The sequence below is a fragment of the Ramlibacter sp. genome, from assembly GCF_035627355.1.
Taxonomy (GTDB): Bacteria; Pseudomonadota; Gammaproteobacteria; order Burkholderiales; family Burkholderiaceae_C; genus Ramlibacter.
In genome coordinates, this window is record NZ_DASPLW010000010.1 from 93293 (window position 1) to 111397 (window position 18105).

Genomic DNA, 18105 nt, shown 5'->3' on the forward strand with positions numbered 1-18105 from the left:
CCGACAATCGCGCCATGAACGCGCCGCGCACCGTCTGCCTCATCGGCGCACCCACCGACGTCGGGGCCAGCGTGCGCGGCGCCGGCATGGGACCGGATGCGCTGCGGGTGGCCGGCATCACCGAGGCGCTGCGCGCGCACCGGCTGGAGGTGGTGGATCGCGGCAACCTGTCCGGCCCGCCCAATCCGTGGGCGCCCCCGCAAGGCGGGTTGCGCCACCTGGACGAGGTGGTGGCCTGGAACTGGAGCGTCTACGGCGCGGTCGAGCAGGCGCTGGCCGAGGGCCAGGTGCCGATGCTCATGGGCGGCGACCACTGCCTGGCGATCGGCTCCATCAGCGCCGTGGCCCGCCACTGCCGGGCCAGGGGCCAGCAGCTGCGGGTGGTCTGGCTGGACGCCCACACCGACGTCAACACCGAGGCCATCAGCCCCAGCGGCAACCTGCACGGCATGCCGGTGGCCTGCCTGCTGGGCCACGGACCCAAGGCGCTGGTGGGCTGGAGTGGCGAGCCGGCCGCGATCGGCCCGGAACAGATCGACTTCATCGGCATCCGCAGCGTCGATGCCGACGAGAAGGAGGCCATCCGGCAGCTCGGCCTGCAGGTGTTCGACATGCGCCACCTCGACGAGCACGGCATGCGCACCACCATGGCCGAGGTGCTGTCGGACGTGCACGAGGACACCCACCTGCACGTGAGCTTCGACCTCGACTGCCTGGACCCGATGGAGGCGCCCGGCGTGGGCACCGGCGTGCGCGGCGGCCCGACCTACCGCGAGATGCAGCTGTGCATGGAGATGATCGCCGACACCGGCCGGCTGGGCTCGCTGGACGTGGTGGAGATCAACCCGGCGCTGGATGTGCGCAACCGCACGGCCGAGCTGGCGGTGGAGTTCGTGCGCAGCCTGTTCGGCGCCTCCACGCTGGCGCGCTGAGCAGCGCCGTATCGGCCGCGTCACGTCGGCCGCAAAGTGTGACGGCCGGGCTCGCTCGCCCCGGCCCGGGCCTAGGCTGGAGGGTTGCAGGAGCCCGCGATGGACCCCACCCTCGACCACCAGGATCTCGATCCGCCCCGGCGGCAGCGCGAGATCCTGCGCGGGCTGCCCGTGGCCCTGGTCGCCCACGCGCTGTTCGTGCTGGCGCTGGCCCTGAGCCTGGACTGGAAGCGCGAACCCGATCCCGCGGCTGCGGCCATCCCGCTGCCGCCGCCGACCACCGCCGCTGCGCCGGCGCCCGACACGGCGGCGATGGGTGCGCCGCCCGCGCCGTCCGCCCACCCCGCAGCCCCGGCGCCGCCGCGCAGCAAGCCGGCGCAGCGGCCCGCGCGCTGACCCGCCTCAGGCGCCCAGCGGCAAGGCCAGTTCCATCGCCACGCCGCCGTCCTCGTTGGCGGCCCGGATGCTTCCGCCCATCTTGGCGAGGTAGGTGCGGGCGACGAACAGCCCCTGGCCGCGGCGACCGCCGGATCCGTCGGGTGCCGCGTCGCTGACGCCGTAGTCGAACACCTTGTCCAGCAGCTGCGGCGCGATCGGCGGCCCCTGGTTGTGGATGCGCACCAGCGCCTGCCCGTCGGCGACCGACAGGCCGATGGCGATCGGCGTGCCGGCCGTGCGGTGCCGGTCGGCATTGCGCAGCAGGTGGGTGAACACGTCCTCCAGCGAGAAGCCGTCGGCCCGCACCACCACCGGCCGGCCGAGCGCGGCGTACTGCACGCCGGCGATGCCGGCGAAGGCGGCGTTGTCCGCCACGTGGCGCAGGAACTCGTCCAGGTCCAGCGGTGCCAGCGACAGGTCGGCCGCGGCCAGCGCCTCGCTCGGCGAGGCCTGCCCGTACAGCACGCGCACCGCGTGCTGCATGCGCTGCACGTAGCGCCGCGCCGGGTCGTCCGGATCCGGGTGCAGCACCATCAGCGACTGCAGCGGCGACAGGATCTCGTGGCCCACCGCCTGCAGCATGTCGCGCTCCTGGCGCGCCCGCAGCTGCTCGCGCTGCACGTCGTCCTTCACCCGCTGCAGCAGGTCGGCCAGGCCGCCGGCCAGGATGCCCAGCTCGTCGCGCCCGCGCAGGTCCGACACGTCCAGCTGGCCGATGCGCTCGCCGCCGCGGGCGTCCTGCTGCACGTTGTGCGACACGGCGGCGGCGCGCCGGGTGAGCACGGTGATGCGGCGGATCAGCCCGAGCTCGATCACCAGCCAGGCCAGCACGATGGCACCCAGCATGGCGCCCACGTACCAGGACATGCGGGTCGCCACCGCGCTCAGGCCGCGCTCGATGCCGCGTGCGTCGCCGGTCAGCAGCACCTCGTAGCGGCCGGCTGGCGTGGCCAGCAGCTCGCGCGCCTCCACCAGCCCGGTGGTGCCCTTCACCGGCAGCTGCCGCACCAGCCGCGTGATCAGCGGCGAGGAGGGTTCGGCCGATTCGTCGCGCCCGTGCAGCACCAGCGGCCGCGTGTCCTTCGCGCCCAGCTTGCGGATGCTCAGCGTCTCGCCCGGCAGCAGCGCCTTGCGCAGGTCCTGCAGCGACGGCGGCGGCGAGGCGCCCGGCGCGGCGGTGTCGAACAGCGGTTCGTCCGAGCCCGGACCCAGCACCTGCATGCGCACCTCGATGCGGTCCAGGTCGGCCGGCGGCCATACGGGCCGCTGGTCGCCGAACAGGGCCTCGCTGAAGGCCTGCACCGGCAGCCGGATCGAGAAGAAGGTGTTGCGCACGCAGCCCGGCTGCGGCTCGCCCTCGGCGCAGGCGCCGGCCTGCCACAGCCAGCCGCGGAAGTCGCGCACCGGCCGCGCATGGGAGGGCAGCGTGGGCGCTCCGGTGTCCACGAAGCCGGTCAGGCGCCCGCGCACCAGCGGCGAGCGCGTGCCGCCGAGCCGCTCGAAGGGCGCGATCCAGCGCCAGGTCTCGCCCCGCATCGCCAGCGTGACCTGGGCCCGGTGCACCGCATCCAGGTCCAGCATGCCGCGCTCGCGCGGCACCAGGTCGGCGGCCCGGAAGCTGCCCACCAGGTAGACGAAGCCGCCGGCGTACGGGTTGCTGCCGATCGCCACGCACACCGAGCTGCCGTCCGGGTAGCGCACCGAGCAGCCGGCCATCTCCACGGCCTGCTGCGCCTTGTTCTGGTCGTCGAAGTCGATCGCCGCATAGGGCAGCAGCAGCGGGTGCAAGGCCGGCCCGCCGCCGCCGGCCGCGGGATTGAGCAGGGCCAGCAGCCCGGCCGGGTGGCGCAGCCGCGCCATCAGCTCGGCCTGGGTGCGATGGAAGCCGCGCTGGTAGTTGGCGTAGCTGCGCTCCTTCTCGTCCTGCAGCAGCGCCAGCACCAGCGCCAGCGTGGCGATCACGAGCAGCGCGAACACGCCGCGCAGCAGGATGCGGCGGGTGAAGGCGGCCAGCCCCAGGCGCGGCCGGTCACGCGCGCCCAGCGGCAGCTTCATGGCCGTCCCGCGGCGGGCGGGTCCACCCAGCGGAAGCCCCGCATGGGCACGTTCTCGATGCCCTCGAAGCCGGGATCGACCTCGCGGAAGGCGTCGCGGATGGTGCTCACGTGCTTGCGCACGTTGTCGCGGTTGCGCCCGCTCTTGACCACCTCGAACAGCTCGTCGTAGCCGACCACCTGGCCGCGCCGCTGGTAGAGCGTGGCCAGGATGCGCTGGGCGGTCAGCGGCAGGTTGATGCGCTCGCCGCGCCAGGTCGGCGTGCGCTGCCACAGCGGGTCGAGCGAGAGCTCCGGGCCGGGGTGCTGCGGCGTCGAATCGAGGGCGCGGCGCTCGCGCGCCACCCGCAGGATCTCCAGGAAGGTCTCGACGAAGTCGGCCTCCTCGAAGGTGGTCTTCTGCAGGTAGTCCCAGGCGTCCAGCGCCTTCATGATGCTGCGGTAGATCGCGGCCGGCATGGCCGACACCACCAGCACCGGCGTGCCGCGGCCCTGCTTGTTGATCGCGTTGATCAGGGCCACGCCGGCATGGCGTTCGCGCCCCAGCTCGATGTCCAGCACCACCACGTCGTAGGCGGCGCGCGCCAGCGCGGCTTCGGCCTCGTCGCGGGTGAAGAACTGCTCGATCTGCGCCGCCGGGTGGGCCGCGCGGATCCAGCCGGCGAGCTGCCCGCTGGTGGGCGGATCGTCCTCGATGACGGCGATGCGGGCCATGCGGCGGATTATGGGCGGGCCCCCGCGCGCGCCGCGTGAAGGTTTCTTCCGCCGCGTGAAGCAAGCCGCCCGCCGGCTGCATTGTTCGCTCCGGGGCCGCTTCGAAGAATGACCGCATCGCACCAACCCGAAGGAGAAACGCGATGCCCACCGCTTCCGCCCCGTTCCGTCCGCTGCGCGCCCTGGTCCAGTTGCTGGCCCTGCTGGCCGCCGCGGTGATCGCCGCCTCCACCTGGGCCGCCGGCCTGCAGGAGGACGGCTACCTGCTGGACGCCGACCTCTGGCGCAGCGAAGTGGCCGGCAGCGGCGGCGGGCACTGGCCGGTCGACGGCTGGTTCCGCCTGGCCACCGGCGAGCGCGCGATCGAGGTCAGCACCGCCGACCCGCAGCGGGCGGTGCCCGAGGCCGGGGACGAGGGCTGGTACGTGCGCATCCCCGGCGTCCTGCTCAGGACCGGCGAGCGCCCGCTGTACCGCATGACCGCGCCGGTGGCGCAGCCCATGCCGGACCGCGAGTACCAGCTGATGTTCGGCCGCACGCCCTTCGGCTTCACGGTGGAGGACGGCAACGGCGCGCTGACCTACACCATCCGCTATGCGGGGACCGAGCACCTGTACCGGCTCGGGCAGCCCGGCGAGCCGACCGCCATCCGCTCGATCGCCGACCTGGACGGCGATGGCGGCCCCGACTTCATCGTCGACGTGGGCGATCGCACCGTGCTGCTGCTGTCCGGCACGGCCCGCCCCGGCGTGAACGTCCCTAGCGCCGAACTGTGGGCGGCGGCGCAGGACGGCTGCTGAACCGGCCGGAGCCATCGCCATGATCGAGAAGCTGCAATCCCTGCTGCGCGCGCTGCGCAGCACCGTGTCGCGGGTCCTGTCACGTGCCTTCCCGCATCCCGCTCCCCGGCCCGCCGAGGAGGCCGCCGCGCCCGCGCCCTTCGGCGCCGAGGCCACGCTGGCGCGCATCTCGCGGCTGGGCCCGGCCCTGCTCGTCCTTGCGCTGCTGGCCGTGGTCGGCTGGCTACTGGTCCGGCATCCGCCGCTGCAGCCGGTGCCGCGTGGCGAGGTCGGCCTGCGGGTGAACCAGTTCACCGGCGAGGTCACCCAGTGGCGCGACGGGCTGGTGCTGGTCGTGCCCGGGGTGCACCGCCTGCGACGGGTGCCGCTGCGCGACCGCACCTGGCGGCCGGCGCAGATGGCGCTGGCGTCCGGTCCGGCGCCGGTGCAATCGGTCGAGGGCCTGTCGGTCGGCATCGACCTGACGGTGCGCTACGCCGTCGATCCGGCGCAGCTCGCGCTGCTGCGCGGCCTGCCCGCCGACCTGGACACCGAGGTGGTGGAGCCGGCGGTGCGCAACGTGGTCTACAAGGTGTTCGCGCGCTACACGGTGCGCGAGATCTTCTCGACCAGGCGGGCCGAGATCCAGGCCGCGCTCGAGACCGAGCTGGCGCCGCGGCTGGCCGCCGACGGGGTGCTGCTGCGCAGCGTGCTGGTCGGCAAGGTGGACCTGCCGGACGACTACCGGCGCGGCATGGAGGCGCTGCTGGCCGAGGAACTGGCCACGCAGAAGATGCGCTACACGCTGGAGCTCAAGGACAAGCGGGTGAAGGAGACCGAGCTCGAGGCCGCGGCCGACAAGGTGCGGCGCGAGGTGCGCGCCGAAGCGGCGGCGCGCGAGCAGGTGATCGCCGCGCGGGCGCAGGAGGAGGCCATGAAGCACGTGCTGCCGTTCAAGCAGCGCCAGGTCGAGCAGCGCCGGCTGGAGGCGGAAGCCGAGCGCCAGGTGCGGCTGAAGATGGCCGAGGGCAGCGCGCAGGCGCGCCGCATCGAGGCCGGCGGCGAGGCCGACGCGCGCCGCCAGCTGGCCGACGCCGAGGCCTTCCGGCTGGAGCGCCTGGGGCAGGCGAGCGCCGAGCAGATGGCGCGCGAGGGCACGCTGCTGTCGCGCCACCCGCTGCTGATCCAGAAGACGCTGGCCGACAAGCTCTCGGACAAGGTGCAGGTGATCATCGCGCCGCCGGGCGCGGCCGGCGGCTTCATCGGCGCCAATCTGCTGGGCGGCGGGCCGGGCGCTCCGGCCGTATCGCAGCACGCTGCCTCCAGCGCAGCGGAGGACGAGTGAGATGCCGGCCGGCGTGCTGCTGGCGGCCGCCGCCGCGGCCAGCCTGGGGACCGCGCTGGTGACCGCCGACCACGCCGTGCTGCGCGCCGCCGCGCGCGACTCGGCGCCGCTGCAGGCGCAACTGCGCCCGGGCGAGCTGCTGGAGGTGCGCGGCGAGCGGCTGGACCACCTGCAGGTGTGGGACCACCGGCGCGAGCGCGGCGGCTTCGTGCGAGCCAGCCAGGTTCGACGCCTGGCCGGCACGCCGGGCGAGGCGCCCGAGCTGCTGGCCGTATTGCGCTTCGTGCAGGACGCGCCCGGGCGGGAGGCGCTGGGCATCGGCCTGGCCGCTGCCTGGCTGCAGGCGGCGCCGGCGGAGGCCGTGAGCGGCCAGGCCGGCATCGAGGTGCTGGCCGCGCTGGGCACCATGGCTGATCGGCTGGCGCAGCGAGCGTCGGCCGGCGCGGCGACGAGCGCCAACGCGCAGGCAGCGCTGGCCGCCGACCTGGACCTCGCGCGGCACTACGGCGTGCGCTTCGCCAGTTACGAACGCGAAGGCCGCATGCGCGTGTGCTACGACGGCGAGGCGTTCCGGCGCGTGCTGGCGATGGCCGCGCGCCCGGCGCAGCAGGCCGACGCGGCGCTGGCGCTGACGCGTGCCGACTGCCTGGACCCGGCCCTGCCACCGCTGCAGCTGCACGAGGCCAACCGCTGGCGGGCCGAGCTGCTCGACCGGGTGCAGGTGGAAGCCCTGCCCGGCTACGTGAGGAACCGCGTCGCGATGCGCCGCGCCGAGGTGTGGAGCACGCTGGCCTGGGAGCAGGCCCGGCGGGGCGAGCCGCCGCACGCGGCGGCGCAGCGGGCGATCGCGGAGCTGGCGTCGGTGCAGCCGGCCGAGCTGCCCGAGTCCGACGCGCCCGCCTGGAACGATGCGGTGATGCGGGTCAACGCCTCGCGCTGGGCGGCGGTTCCGGCGCCGGTTGCGGACAAGCTCTCGTCGCGGCCCTCGGTGCAGACCGTCCCCGGCCAGCCGGGCGAGACCTGCGTGCTGCTGGTGGACGCCAGGCACGATGCGGCCAGGCCGCTGGCCCGCCGCTGCACCTTCGGCGTGGTGTGGCCGCAGTCGGCCTCGCTCAACCGCGAAGGCAACGCGCTGGCGCTGGCGGTGCAGCCGGTGGCGGATTGGCGTGAGCTGTGGCTGTTCCGGCGCTCGCGCGGCGGCTGGTCGGTCGACTTGGTGCCGCCCGCAGCCGTGACGCCCGGGCTCGGCTACGCCGAATTCGCCGGCTGGGTGCCGGGCGGGCGCCAGGTGCTGGTGGCGCGCGAGGCGCGCGGCGAGGGCCGCTACCGGCGCCGCTATGAAGTGCTGTCGCTGGACGGCCTGGCGGTGCAGCGGCAGTCGCGCGATGCCGAGGCGCTAGGCCCCTTCCAGCGCTGGGCCGACCCGGACTGGAAGCGTGGCACCGTCAGCCTGCGCTGAGCGATACCGCCGCGGAAGGCGCCTGCGCGCCCACGGCGGGCTGGCCGCGCGCGCGGCGCACGAACTCCGGCCGGAAGCTGCGCACGCTGCCGTCGGCAAAGGCGACGCCGACTTCGATGGCGCTGGACTGCCGGACCTCGCCGCGGCCGTAGCGCCGCACGGTGACGATGTCGCCGGGCGCGAACGCCGGCCGGGCGGGGGCCTCGTCATCGGCCGGGGCGTCGGCGGGCTGCTCTTGCTGCGCCTGCGCCGCTTCCGCGCGGGCCAGCCGCACGCAGTTGTCGCAATGCCCGCAGCGCTCGAACGCGGCCTCGCCTTCCAGGTGCTCCAGCAGCAGGCGCCAGCGGCACTGGCCGGTCTGGGCGTAGAACACCATGCGCTCCAGCGTGGCCTGGTCCTGCTCCCGCTTGTCGCGGTAGGCGGCCATCAGCTCGCGCAGCGTGTCACCGCCGACGTCCTCGCGCAGCAGGTGCAGCTCGCCTTCGGCGTCCACGCGGACGATCTTGCGCCGCCGCAGCAGCCCGAGCGCCACCTGCAGCTTGCTGCGCGGCCGAACGAGCCGCGCCGCGAGCAGCGCCAGCGTCCAGTGCGTCCCCTCGGACGGCGCCTGCCGCAGCGCCTCGTACAGGGCCTGCGCGTCCTCGTCGCCGGGATAGCGGCCGGCCAGGAAGAACTGCTGCACCGCCTTGTCGGCGCGCCGGTAGAGCAGGGTACACAGCGCCGCCTGGCCGTCGCGGCCGGCCCGCCCGGCTTCCTGGTAGTAGGCCTCCAGCCCGGGGGGCAGCTGGTAGTGCAGCACGAAGCGGATGTCGGGCTTGTCGATGCCGAGGCCGAAGGCGTTGGTCGCCACCATGACCCGCACGGCGCCGTCCATGAAGGCATCCTGCGCCGCGTGGCGTGTGGCGGCATCCAGCCGGCCGTGGTACAGGCCCACCGATTCGTTCGCCGCCGCGAGCGCCTCGTGCAGCGCCTGCGCCGCCTTCACCGTGGCCGTGTAGACCAGCCCGCAGCCCTTAGCCTCGCGCACCAGCGCCACCGCCCGCGCCAGCTTGGCCGCCTCGTCGGCGACCTGTTCCACCTGCAGTGCCAGGTTGGGGCGGTAGGAGCCGGTGTGGACGATGCCGGTGCGCGCGATCCCCAGCTGCTGCGCGATGTCCTGCGCGACCTCGTCGGTCGCGGTGGCCGTGAGCGCCAGCACCGTGGGCTGGCCCAGCGCCTCGCGCGCCGGCCCGATCTCCAGGAAGGCGGGCCGGAAGTCGTGTCCCCATTGCGAGATGCAGTGCGCCTCGTCGACCACCAGCAGGCTGGTGGGGTGGCGCGCCAGCTCCTGCACGAAGCCGGGTTCGGCCAGCTTCTCCGGCGTGACCATGACGATGCCGGCGCTGCCGTCCAGGGCCTGCGCGAGCGCGGCCTTGGTGGCCTCGCCGTCCAGCGAGCTGTTCAGCTGCACCGCCGCGATGCCCCGCTCGCCCAGCGCTTCCACCTGGTCCTTCATCAGCGCGATCAGCGGCGACACCACCAGCGTGCGACCGGGCAGCAGCAGGGCCGGCAGCTGGTAGCACAGCGACTTGCCGGCGCCGGTCGGCATGATCGCCAGCGTGTTGCGGCCGGCCAGCACCTGGTCGATCACGACGCGCTGGCCCGGCCGCAGCCGGCGCACGCCGAAGCGGCGGCGCAGGGTTTCGGCGATGCGCCGCTCGCCCGGCGGATGGGATGCGGGCTTCAGCGGTCGGCCTCGCCGTCCGCTTCCGGCTCGCTGTCGCCGTCCAGGTCGGTGAATTCCTGGCTGTCGGGATCCGCTTCCGGAAAGCCCTCGCCGGATTCCACGTCCTCGCCGAGCGCCTCGTCGTCGCCGGCGCCCATGCGAACCACCCGGTCGGGCGCGATGTCGGCGCCTTCCTCGGCGTCGGCGCCGGCCACGCCGCCGCGCTCGCCGGTGCCGGGGCCGTCCGAATCGGCGTGGACCTCGCGCGTGCCGATGGCGTCGCTGCCGCTGTCCGAGTTGTCGCTCGGGCCGAGCGCGTCGCTGCCGCGGCCCGCGGGCTGGGCTGGCGCCGGGTCGGCGCCGAGGATGCTGCTGTAGGCCATGGGGTCCTCCTGTGGTCTGGCCGCAGTGTGGGTCCCGGTTCGCTGCTGTCGCGTAGTCGGCGGGGCGCGACTGCTGTCGGACGCAGCGCATAATGAAAAAACGACCCGCACACCAGTCGCTGGTGCAGGAGCATGCAAGCCGCGCAGCCCGACCCGTCCGGGGCCTCGCCCGACGATTCCGCCGACCGTCCCGGCCGCAAGGGGACCCCGCGCGTCGAGTCCCTTCCGGCGCGGCGCGAGACCCCGGCCGAGCTGCACCTGAGGCTGCTCGAACGGCTGGGCCCACCCTCGGTGCTGGTGGATGCCGGGCACGAGATCGTCCACCTGTCGCCCCAGGCCGGCCGCTTCCTGCAGTGGCGCGGCGGCGAGCCCACGCGCCGGCTGCCGTCGCTGGTCGATCCGGCGCTGCGGCCGGCGCTCGCCGCGGCGCTGCAGCAGGCGGCGCAGTCGCAGGCCGCGGTCCAGTCGGACCCGGTCGAACTGCAGGATGGCTCGGGGCCGCTCACGCTCACCGTGCGCGTGGTGCCGGCCCCCGACGTCGGTGCCGGCCTGCTGCTGGTGCTGTTCGAGTCCGGCAGCCCGGCGGTGTCGCCGACGCAGCCGGCCCAGGGCCCGCGGCCGGCCGAGATGGAACGCGCGGACCGCGGGCTGGTCGAGTTGCTGAAGGCCACCGGTATCGCCACCGTGTTCGTGGACACCGCGCTGCGGGTGCGGCACTACACGGAGTCCGCGACGCGCCTGTTCAGCCTGATCCCGGCCGACCGCGGCCGGCCGCTGACCGATCTGGCAACGCCGCTGGACTACCCCGAGCTGGCGGCCGACGTGCAGCGCGTGCTCGAGCGCCCGGAGCCGGTCGAGCGCGAAGTCGGCGACCGCGCCAGGCGCTGCTACCTGGTGCGCCTGCTGCCCTATCGCGTGGCCCAGGACGACCGGTCCGGCGTGGTGCTGTCCTTCGTCGACATCACCGAGCGCAAGCAGGCCGACCAGGCGCTGCGCTGGCTGTCCACCGTGGTCCACGCGTCGACCGACGCGATCACCAGCTTCTCGACCGACTTCACCATCCTGAGCTGGAACGCCGGCGCCGAACGCATCTACGGCTATACGGCGCAGGAGGTGGTCGGGCAGCCGCTGTTCATGCTGGCGCCGGGCCGCGAGGCGGAGTACCACGACAACATGCGGCGCATCCGTCAGGGCGAGGCGATCCAGTACGAGGCGGTGCGGCGGCGCAAGGACGGCACCGACGCGCACATCTCGGTGCGGGTCTCGCCCATCCATGGCCCCGGCGGCGAGGTCATCGGCGGCACCGCCATCGCGCGCGACATGAAGGAAGCGATGGAAGCGCAGCAGGCGATGGAGCGCAGCCAGGCCGAACTGCGCCGGGCGCTGGAGGAAATGGAGCAGGCGCGGCACGCGCTGGAGCAGGCCGACGCCAACAAGGATCGCTTCCTCGCCGTGCTGTCGCACGAGCTGCGCAACCCGCTGGCCTCGATCGCCAGCGCCTCCGAGCTGCTGCTGATGCCGCGGCTGCCGGAATCGGCGCGGCAGAAGGCGGCCGAGGTGGTGCAGCGCCAGGCGCGCGCCATGAAGTCGCTGCTGGACGAGCTGCTGGACGTCTCGCGGCTGACGCTGGGGCGGCTGAGCCTGACCCGGCAGCCGGTCGCCGTGTCCGCCTTCATCCAGTCGGCGCTGGAGGCGACCCGGCCGCTGGTGCAGGCCGCCTCGCACGAGCTGGTGGTGCGGCTGCCGCCGCCCACGGTGCAGGTCGACGGCGACCCGATGCGGCTGGCCCAGGTGGTCTCCAACCTGGTCACCAACGCCGCCAAGTACACGCCGGAGAGCGGCCGCATCGAGGTGTCGGCCGAGGTCTTCCACGACGAGGTGGTGATCGAGGTGTGCGACAACGGCATCGGCATGGACCCCTCGCAGATCGAGCGCATGTTCGACCTGTTCTCCCAGGGGCAGGGCTCGCTCGACCGTTCCAACGGCGGGCTGGGCATCGGCCTCGCGCTGGCGCGCAACATCGTCGAGCTGCACGGCGGCTGGATCATGGCCAGCTCGGCCGGGCTGGGGCAGGGCTGCCAGCTGCGCGTCGGCCTGCCGCTGCTGCCGGCGGAGGGCCGGGCGGAGGCGCTGCCCCAGCCGCCGGCCCAGCAGGCGCCCGAGCCGGCGCCGGCCGCGCAGGGCGAGCTGATCCTGGTTGCCGACGACAACGGCGACGCCGCCTGGGGCCTGGCCAAGCTGCTGGAGCTGTCGGGCTTCCGGGCCGTGCTGGCGCGCAGCGGCAACGAGGCCCTGCACGTGGCCGAGCAGCAGCGGCCGGCCATCGCCCTGCTGGACATCGGCATGCCGGACCTCAGCGGCCACGAGGTCGCGCGGCGGCTGCGCGCCACCGAATGGGGTCGCTCGATGATCCTGATCGCCGCCACCGGCTGGGGGCAGGACACGGACGTGCAGGAGTCGATGCAGGCCGGCTTCGACGCGCACCTGACCAAGCCGCTGAACGTGGGGCGCATCCGCGGCCTGATCGAGGAGCTGGCCGAGCGCCGGCGCCAGTGAGGGGCGGCCCGGCCGACACGCCCGGTAACCCGCCGCCGGGCAGAACGCCGCCATCATGGGTGGTCCATCCGAAGGAGCACCGAAGCATGGGAGAGAAGTTGCGCGCCGGCGAGGCCGCCGAATGGAATTCGCACGGCGGCATCGCCAAGGGCAAGGCCGGCCGCAAGCTGACCAGCCGCACCACCCTCAAGGGCCACCAGGTCGACACCTCGCCCGACCAGCCCGAGGCGTCCGCGGCGGAGGTCGACGAGGCTGCGCAGCAGGAAGCGCGCAAGCCCGATCGCACCGGCAGCTGAAGCGGCTGCGGCGCGGGCTGGCCCGGATGCCGGGCCGCCGCGGCTGCGGCTAGCATCGGCGGATGACCTACCTGCTCGCGCTCGACCAGGGCACTTCCAGCTCCCGCAGCATCGTCTTCGACCGCCAGGGGCGCATCGTCGCGCTGGCCCAGCGCGAATTGCCGCAGATCTATCCGCAGCCCGGCTGGGTCGAGCACGACCCGCTGGAGATCTGGCGCGGCCAGCTCGCCACCGCGCAGGAGGCGCTGGCCAAGGCCGGCATCACCGCGCGCGACGTGGCGGCGCTGGGCATCACCAACCAGCGTGAGACCGCGGTGCTGTGGAACCGCAAGACCGGCCAGCCGAGCCACAACGCGATCGTCTGGCAGGACCGGCGCGGCGAGCCGCTGTGCGCGCAGCTGCGCGAGCAGGGCCACGCCGATCGCATCCAGCAGCGCACCGGGCTGCTGATCGACTCCTATTTCTCCGGCACCAAGATCCGCTGGCTGCTGGACAACGTGCCCGGCGCCCGCGCGGCGGCCGAGCGCGGCGAACTGGCCTTCGGCACCATCGACAGCTGGCTGCTGTGGCAGCTCACCGGCGGCGCGCTGCACGCCACCGACGTGACCAATGCGTCCCGCACCATGCTGTTCGACGTGCACCGCAACCGCTGGGACGAGGACCTGCTGGCGCTGCTGCAGGTGCCGGCCTCGCTGATGCCGCAGGTGCTGCCGTCCAGCGCCGACTACGGCCGCACGGTGGAAGCGCTGCTGGGCGCGCCGGTGCGCATCGGCGGCGTAGCCGGCGACCAGCAGAGCGCGCTGTTCGGCCAGGCCTGCTTCCGCGAGGGCCTGGCCAAGAACACCTACGGCACCGGCTGCTTCCTGCTGATGCACACCGGGGCACGGCCGATTGCGAGCACCAATCAGCTGTTGACCACGGCGGCGTGCCAGTTGCCTGAAGCCCTCCCCCGTGAGGGGGAGGGTTTGGGAGGGGGCGGGCGTCAAGCCCACGCCACGCGATCCTCCAGCGCGTACGCGCTGGAGGGAAGCGTGTTTGTCGGCGGGGCGGTGGTGCAATGGCTCCGCGACGGCCTCGGTGCGATCCAGAGCAGCGCCCAGGTGCAGGCGCTGGCCGAGAGCGTGCCGGACGCCGGCGGCGTGATGCTGGTGCCGGCCTTCACCGGCCTGGGCGCGCCTTACTGGAAACCCGACGCGCGCGGCACCATCACCGGGCTGACGCGCGGCACCACGGTGGCCCACATCGCGCGCGCCGCGCTGGAGAGCATCGCCTACCAGAGCGCCGCGCTGCTGCAGGCCATGGCCCGCGACGCACAGGCCGCCGGGGTGGCGCCGGTCACCGAGCTGCGCGTCGACGGCGGCGCCTGCGTCAACGACCTGCTGATGCAGTTCCAGGCCGACCTGCTGGGCATCCCCGTGGTGCGTCCGGCCGTTACCGAGACCACGGCCCTGGGCGCCGCCTACCTGGCGGGCTTGTCGGCCGGCGTGTATGCGGGCACCGACGAACTGCAGGCGCAGTGGCAGGTGCAGCGGCGTTTCACGCCGGTGCTGCCGCGCGGGCAGGCGCTGGAAGCCATGTCGCGCTGGGAACACGCCGTGCGCCAGGCCACGCTGGCCTGAGCGGCGGGCGCGGACACAATCGGCGCGTTGTCACACAAGAGGAGAAGACATGAAGATCCTGCCGTATGCCCTGGCCCTGTCCACCGCCTGCGTGCTGGCGCCGGCCGCCGCCCAGACCACGCTCAAGCCCGGGCTGTGGGAGATCCAGCAGAGTTTCAAGGGCAACCCCGAGCTGGACGAGGCGATGAAGGAGATGCGCGAGCAGATGGCCGCCATGCCGCCCGAGCAGCGCAAGCAGATGGAAGCCATGATGGCGCGCCAAGGCGTGGGCATGTCGCCGGGCGGCCAGGGCATGCGCATGTGCATGACCAAGGAGATGGTCGAGCGCAACGACATCGCCGGCCAGCAGGGCGACTGCCGCACCACCCAGCAGCAGCGCACCGGCAACACGATGAAGGTGGTGTTCACCTGCACCAACCCGCCCTCGCGCGGCGAGAGCCAGATCACCATGAAGGGCAACGAGGCCTACACCGCCCGCACCACCATCACCAGCACCGACCGAGGCAAGACCGAGACCACGCAGATGGAATCGTCCGGCAAGTGGCTGTCGGCCGACTGCGGCAACGTCAAGCCGGTGATGCCGCCCGCGGCCCGCAAGTAGCGCGGCCGTCCCGGCGCGCCGCTTGCATTTCCAAACAGCGGCGCCCGCCCGGCGCGGCGCTGTGATGCACTCGGGCATGGGTGCGTCGCACGCGGGGATCTTCCCGACCTTCTTCCTGTCCGGCTTCGAGTGCTCGACCTTCCTGTGGAAGGACGGCCGGCGCCGCGACCTGGTGGCCGAGACCCAGCACCGCGAGCACGCGCTGGAGGACTACCGCATGCTGCGGGACCTCGGCATCGCCGTCGCCCGCGAAGGCATTCCCTGGCCGATGGCCGACCGCGGCGGCGGCCGCTACGACTTCTCGAGCATCGCGCCGATGCTCGACGCGATGCGGCGCACGCGCGTGACCCCGCTGTGGGACCTGTGCCACTACGGCTACCCCGACGACGCCGACCCGTTCCAGCCGTCCTTTCGCGAGCGCTTCGCCGGCTATTGCGGTGCCGTGGCGCGGCACGTCCGCGATGAACTGCCAGGCCCCTACTGGTTCACCCCGATCAACGAGATCACCTTCTTCGCCTTCTGCGGCGGCGAGTGGGGCTGGGTGGCGCCGTACGGCAAGGACCGCGCCACGCGCGAGCGGTTCCGGGTCGCGCTGTGCGCCGCCGCCATCGCCGGTGCGCAGGCGATCCGCGAGGTGCTGCCGCAGGCGCGGATGGTGCACGTGGATCCGCTGATCCAGGTGGTGGCGCCGCCGGACCGGCCCGACCAGCAGGAAGCGGCCGCGCACGAGACCTTCGTCGACAGCTTCCTGGCCTGGGACATGCTGTGCGGCATGGCCCACCCGGAGCTGGGCGGCTCGCCCGAGATCCTGGACATCGTGGGCGCCAACAACTACTCGTTCGGGCAGATGGAGTACCGCGAGCAGGGGCCGCACCAGGCCCTGCCGCCCGGCAGCCCGGGCGTCGTGCCTCTGTGCGACCTGCTGCGCCGCGCCTGGGAGCGCTACCGGCGGCCCATGGTCATCGGCGAGACCAGCGGCATGGGCCGCGGCCGGCCCGACTGGCTGCGCGACGTGATGCAGGAAGCCATGGCGGCGGTCAACCAGGGCATGGACCTGCACGGCATCTGCCTCTTCCCCGGCGTGGACATGCCGGACTGGCACACCGGCGAGTGGCTGCACAACGGCATCTGCGACCTCGTGCCGCGCGACGGGCGGCTGGCGCGGGTGCCGCACGCGCCCTATGTCGAGGAACTGCGGCGCTGGCAGAAGGAGCTCAATCGCGTGACCGAACTGGACGAGGATCCGTTCAGCGACCCGGTGGATCTGCAGGATGTCGTCGCCGCCGCCCGGCGGCTGGATCCGCGGCCTGACCGCAACTGGAGTTGAGGCCTCCGGTGCCGCTGCGTCAGCGGCGCGGCCGGCCGCCGAAGATGGCGGTCCCCACCCGCACCATCGTGCTGCCCGCGGCGATGGCCGCCTCCAGGTCCGCCGACATGCCCATGGACAGCGTGTCCAGCGGCAGCCCCTGGGCCTGCAGTTGCCGGAACAGGGCGGTGGCGCGGGCATGCACCTGGTACTGGGCGTCGAAGTCGGGCGCCGGCTCCGGGATGGTCATCAGGCCGCGCAGCCGCAGCCGCGGCAGCTGAGCCACCTCGCGCGCGAGCGCGGCCACTTCGTCGGGCGCCACGCCGGACTTGGTGGTGCCGCCATCGACGTTGACCTGGATGCACACCGACAGCGGCGGCTTGTCCTCGGGGCGCTGGTCGGACAGGCGCTGCGCGATCTTGAGCCGGTCCACCGTGTGGGCCCAGTCGAAGTGCTGCGCGACCAGGCGCGTCTTGTTGCTCTGGATCGGGCCTATGCAGTGCCACTCGAGCGGCAGGTCCTCCAGCAGCGCCATCTTCTCGACCGCTTCCTGGATGTAGTTCTCGCCGAAGGCGAGCTGGCCGGCGGCGTGCGCTTCGCGCACGGCCTCGGGGCCGAAGGTCTTGGACACCGCCAGCAGCGTGACATCGTTCACTGCGCGTTGCGCCCCGGCGCAGGCGGCGGCGATCCGCGCCCGGACGGTCTGGAGGTTGTCGTGAATCGTCGTCATAATCGGCCGGCGCTTTCCAATAGGCACGACGTCGAAGAGGGGACCCGGTGGATATTACCCAGCTGCTGGCATTCAGCGTGAAGAACAAGGCTTCGGACCTGCACCTGTCGGCCGGCCTGCCGCCCATGATCCGCGTGCACGGCGACGTGCGCCGCATCAACGTCGATGCGCTGGACCACAAGCAGGTCCACGCCATGGTGTACGACATCATGAACGACACGCAGCGCAAGCAGTATGAGGAATTCCTCGAGTGCGACTTCTCGTTCGAGATCGAGGGGCTGGCGCGCTTCCGGGTCAACGCGTTCAACCAGAACCGCGGCGCCGCCGCGGTGTTCCGGACCATTCCCTCCAAGATCCTGAGCCTGGAGCAGCTCAACGCGCCCAAGATCTTCGGCGACCTGGCGCTCAAGCCGCGCGGCATGGTGCTGGTGACGGGCCCCACGGGCTCGGGCAAGTCGACCACGCTGGCGGCCATGATCAACCACCTGAACGAGACCGAGTACGGCCACATCCTGACGGTGGAGGACCCGATCGAATTCGTGCACGAGTCCAAGAAGTGCCTGGTCAACCAGCGCGAGGTCGGGCCGATGACGCTGTCGTTCGCGGCGGCGCTGAAGTCCGCGCTACGCGAGGACCCGGACTGCATCCTGGTGGGCGAAATGCGCGACCTGGAAACCATCCGGCTGGCGATGACCGCGGCCGAGACCGGCCACCTGGTGTTCGGCACGCTGCACACCTCCAGCGCCGCCAAGACCATCGACCGGATCATCGACGTGTTCCCGGCCGAGGAGAAGGAGATGGTGCGCGCGATGCTGTCCGAGTCGCTGCAGGCCGTGATCTCGCAGACGCTGTGCAAGACCAAGGACGGCTCGGGCCGGGTCGCGGCGCACGAGATCATGCTGGGCACCTCCGCCATCCGCAACCTGATCCGCGAGGCCAAGGTGGCGCAGATGTATTCGGCCATCCAGACCGGCAACAGCTTCGGCATGCAGACGCTGGACCAGAACCTGACGGACCTGGTCAAGCGCAACATCATCTCGCCGGCCGAGGCCCGGTCCAAGGCGAAGATCCCCGAGAACTTCCCCGGATAACATGCCCCCCCCGAAGCGGCCTTCGGCCGCCTCCCCCCAGGGGGCGGCACCAGCGGCCCGGCAAAGCCGGTTCCGCGGTGTCCGCTTGAACGCCCCT

16 protein-coding genes are annotated in these 18105 nt (G+C 73.1%); 11 read left to right on the forward strand and 5 right to left on the reverse strand.

Translation table 11 applies throughout. The features are described from left to right. Positions 1-14 precede the first annotated feature (14 nt). Positions 15-932, forward strand: coding sequence for an arginase (gene rocF, locus VEC03_RS04050; protein WP_324912870.1), 918 nt, complete (start codon positions 15-17; stop codon positions 930-932). A 99-nt stretch (positions 933-1031) separates the two neighbouring features. After that, the gene (locus VEC03_RS04055; RefSeq protein ID WP_324912872.1) at positions 1032-1328 is read left to right on the forward strand and encodes a hypothetical protein; all 297 of its coding nucleotides are present in this window, start codon (positions 1032-1034) and stop codon (positions 1326-1328) included. A gap of 6 nt (positions 1329-1334) precedes the next feature. On the opposite strand, the gene VEC03_RS04060 is transcribed toward VEC03_RS04055, so the two are convergent. After that, entirely contained in the window at positions 1335-3425 is a 2091-nt protein-coding gene (locus tag VEC03_RS04060; protein ID WP_324912873.1) for a HAMP domain-containing sensor histidine kinase, read from the reverse strand. Then, on the reverse strand, positions 3422-4138 hold the full coding sequence (locus VEC03_RS04065) for a response regulator transcription factor (RefSeq protein ID WP_324912874.1): 717 nt from the start codon (positions 4136-4138) through the stop codon (positions 3422-3424). The genes VEC03_RS04060 and VEC03_RS04065 overlap by 4 nt, the downstream gene beginning before the upstream one ends. A 143-nt stretch (positions 4139-4281) precedes the next feature. Between VEC03_RS04065 and VEC03_RS04070 the strand changes: the two genes are divergently transcribed. The 3 genes from VEC03_RS04070 to VEC03_RS04080 are packed head-to-tail and all read left to right on the forward strand — an operon-like array spanning position 4282 to position 7721. Then, a complete protein-coding gene (locus VEC03_RS04070) occupies positions 4282-4938 on the forward strand; it encodes a hypothetical protein (protein WP_324912876.1) in 657 nt (218 codons plus the stop codon). Positions 4939-4957: 19 nt separating this feature from the next. Further along, positions 4958-6262 carry an SPFH domain-containing protein gene (locus VEC03_RS04075; protein WP_324912877.1) on the forward strand — a complete coding sequence of 435 codons (1305 nt, stop codon included), beginning with the start codon at positions 4958-4960 and terminating at the stop codon, positions 6260-6262. 1 nt (position 6263) lies between these two features. Continuing rightward, positions 6264-7721 (forward strand): hypothetical protein, encoded by a 1458-nt coding sequence (locus VEC03_RS04080; protein WP_324912879.1) that lies wholly within the window; start codon positions 6264-6266, stop codon positions 7719-7721. On the opposite strand, the gene VEC03_RS04085 is transcribed toward VEC03_RS04080, so the two are convergent. Next, positions 7708-9381: a RecQ family ATP-dependent DNA helicase gene (locus VEC03_RS04085; RefSeq protein ID WP_414708453.1), complete on the reverse strand. Its 1674-nt coding sequence runs from the start codon at positions 9379-9381 to the stop codon at positions 7708-7710. The genes VEC03_RS04080 and VEC03_RS04085 overlap by 14 nt on opposite strands. 62 nt (positions 9382-9443) lie before the next feature. After that, positions 9444-9809 (reverse strand): hypothetical protein, encoded by a 366-nt coding sequence (locus VEC03_RS04090; protein WP_324912951.1) that lies wholly within the window; start codon positions 9807-9809, stop codon positions 9444-9446. Between the two features lie 132 nt (positions 9810-9941). On the opposite strand from VEC03_RS04090, the gene VEC03_RS04095 reads away from it, so the two are divergent. The 5 genes from VEC03_RS04095 to VEC03_RS04115 all read left to right on the forward strand — a co-directional run bounded on the left by VEC03_RS04095 (position 9942) and on the right by VEC03_RS04115 (position 16208). Beyond that, positions 9942-12365: a hybrid sensor histidine kinase/response regulator gene (locus tag VEC03_RS04095; protein WP_324912880.1), complete on the forward strand. Its 2424-nt coding sequence runs from the start codon at positions 9942-9944 to the stop codon at positions 12363-12365. Positions 12366-12451: 86 nt separating this feature from the next. Beyond that, entirely contained in the window at positions 12452-12661 is a 210-nt protein-coding gene (locus tag VEC03_RS04100) for a DUF2945 domain-containing protein (RefSeq protein ID WP_324912882.1), read from the forward strand. A gap of 62 nt (positions 12662-12723) precedes the next feature. Next, positions 12724-14280 (forward strand): glycerol kinase GlpK, encoded by a 1557-nt coding sequence (glpK, locus tag VEC03_RS04105; protein ID WP_324912883.1) that lies wholly within the window; start codon positions 12724-12726, stop codon positions 14278-14280. A gap of 49 nt (positions 14281-14329) precedes the next feature. Continuing rightward, positions 14330-14881: a DUF3617 domain-containing protein gene (locus VEC03_RS04110; RefSeq protein ID WP_324912884.1), complete on the forward strand. Its 552-nt coding sequence runs from the start codon at positions 14330-14332 to the stop codon at positions 14879-14881. A 76-nt stretch (positions 14882-14957) separates the two neighbouring features. After that, positions 14958-16208 (forward strand): b-glycosidase, encoded by a 1251-nt coding sequence (locus VEC03_RS04115; RefSeq protein ID WP_324912885.1) that lies wholly within the window; start codon positions 14958-14960, stop codon positions 16206-16208. Positions 16209-16227: 19 nt separating this feature from the next. On the opposite strand, the gene VEC03_RS04120 is transcribed toward VEC03_RS04115, so the two are convergent. Next, positions 16228-16917, reverse strand: coding sequence for a YggS family pyridoxal phosphate-dependent enzyme (locus VEC03_RS04120; protein WP_324912887.1), 690 nt, complete (start codon positions 16915-16917; stop codon positions 16228-16230). 47 nt (positions 16918-16964) lie between these two features. Between VEC03_RS04120 and VEC03_RS04125 the strand changes: the two genes are divergently transcribed. Continuing rightward, positions 16965-18008, forward strand: a complete 1044-nt coding sequence (locus tag VEC03_RS04125; RefSeq protein WP_324912889.1) for a type IV pilus twitching motility protein PilT — start codon at positions 16965-16967, stop codon at positions 18006-18008. The last annotated feature ends 97 nt before the right edge of the window (positions 18009-18105 follow it).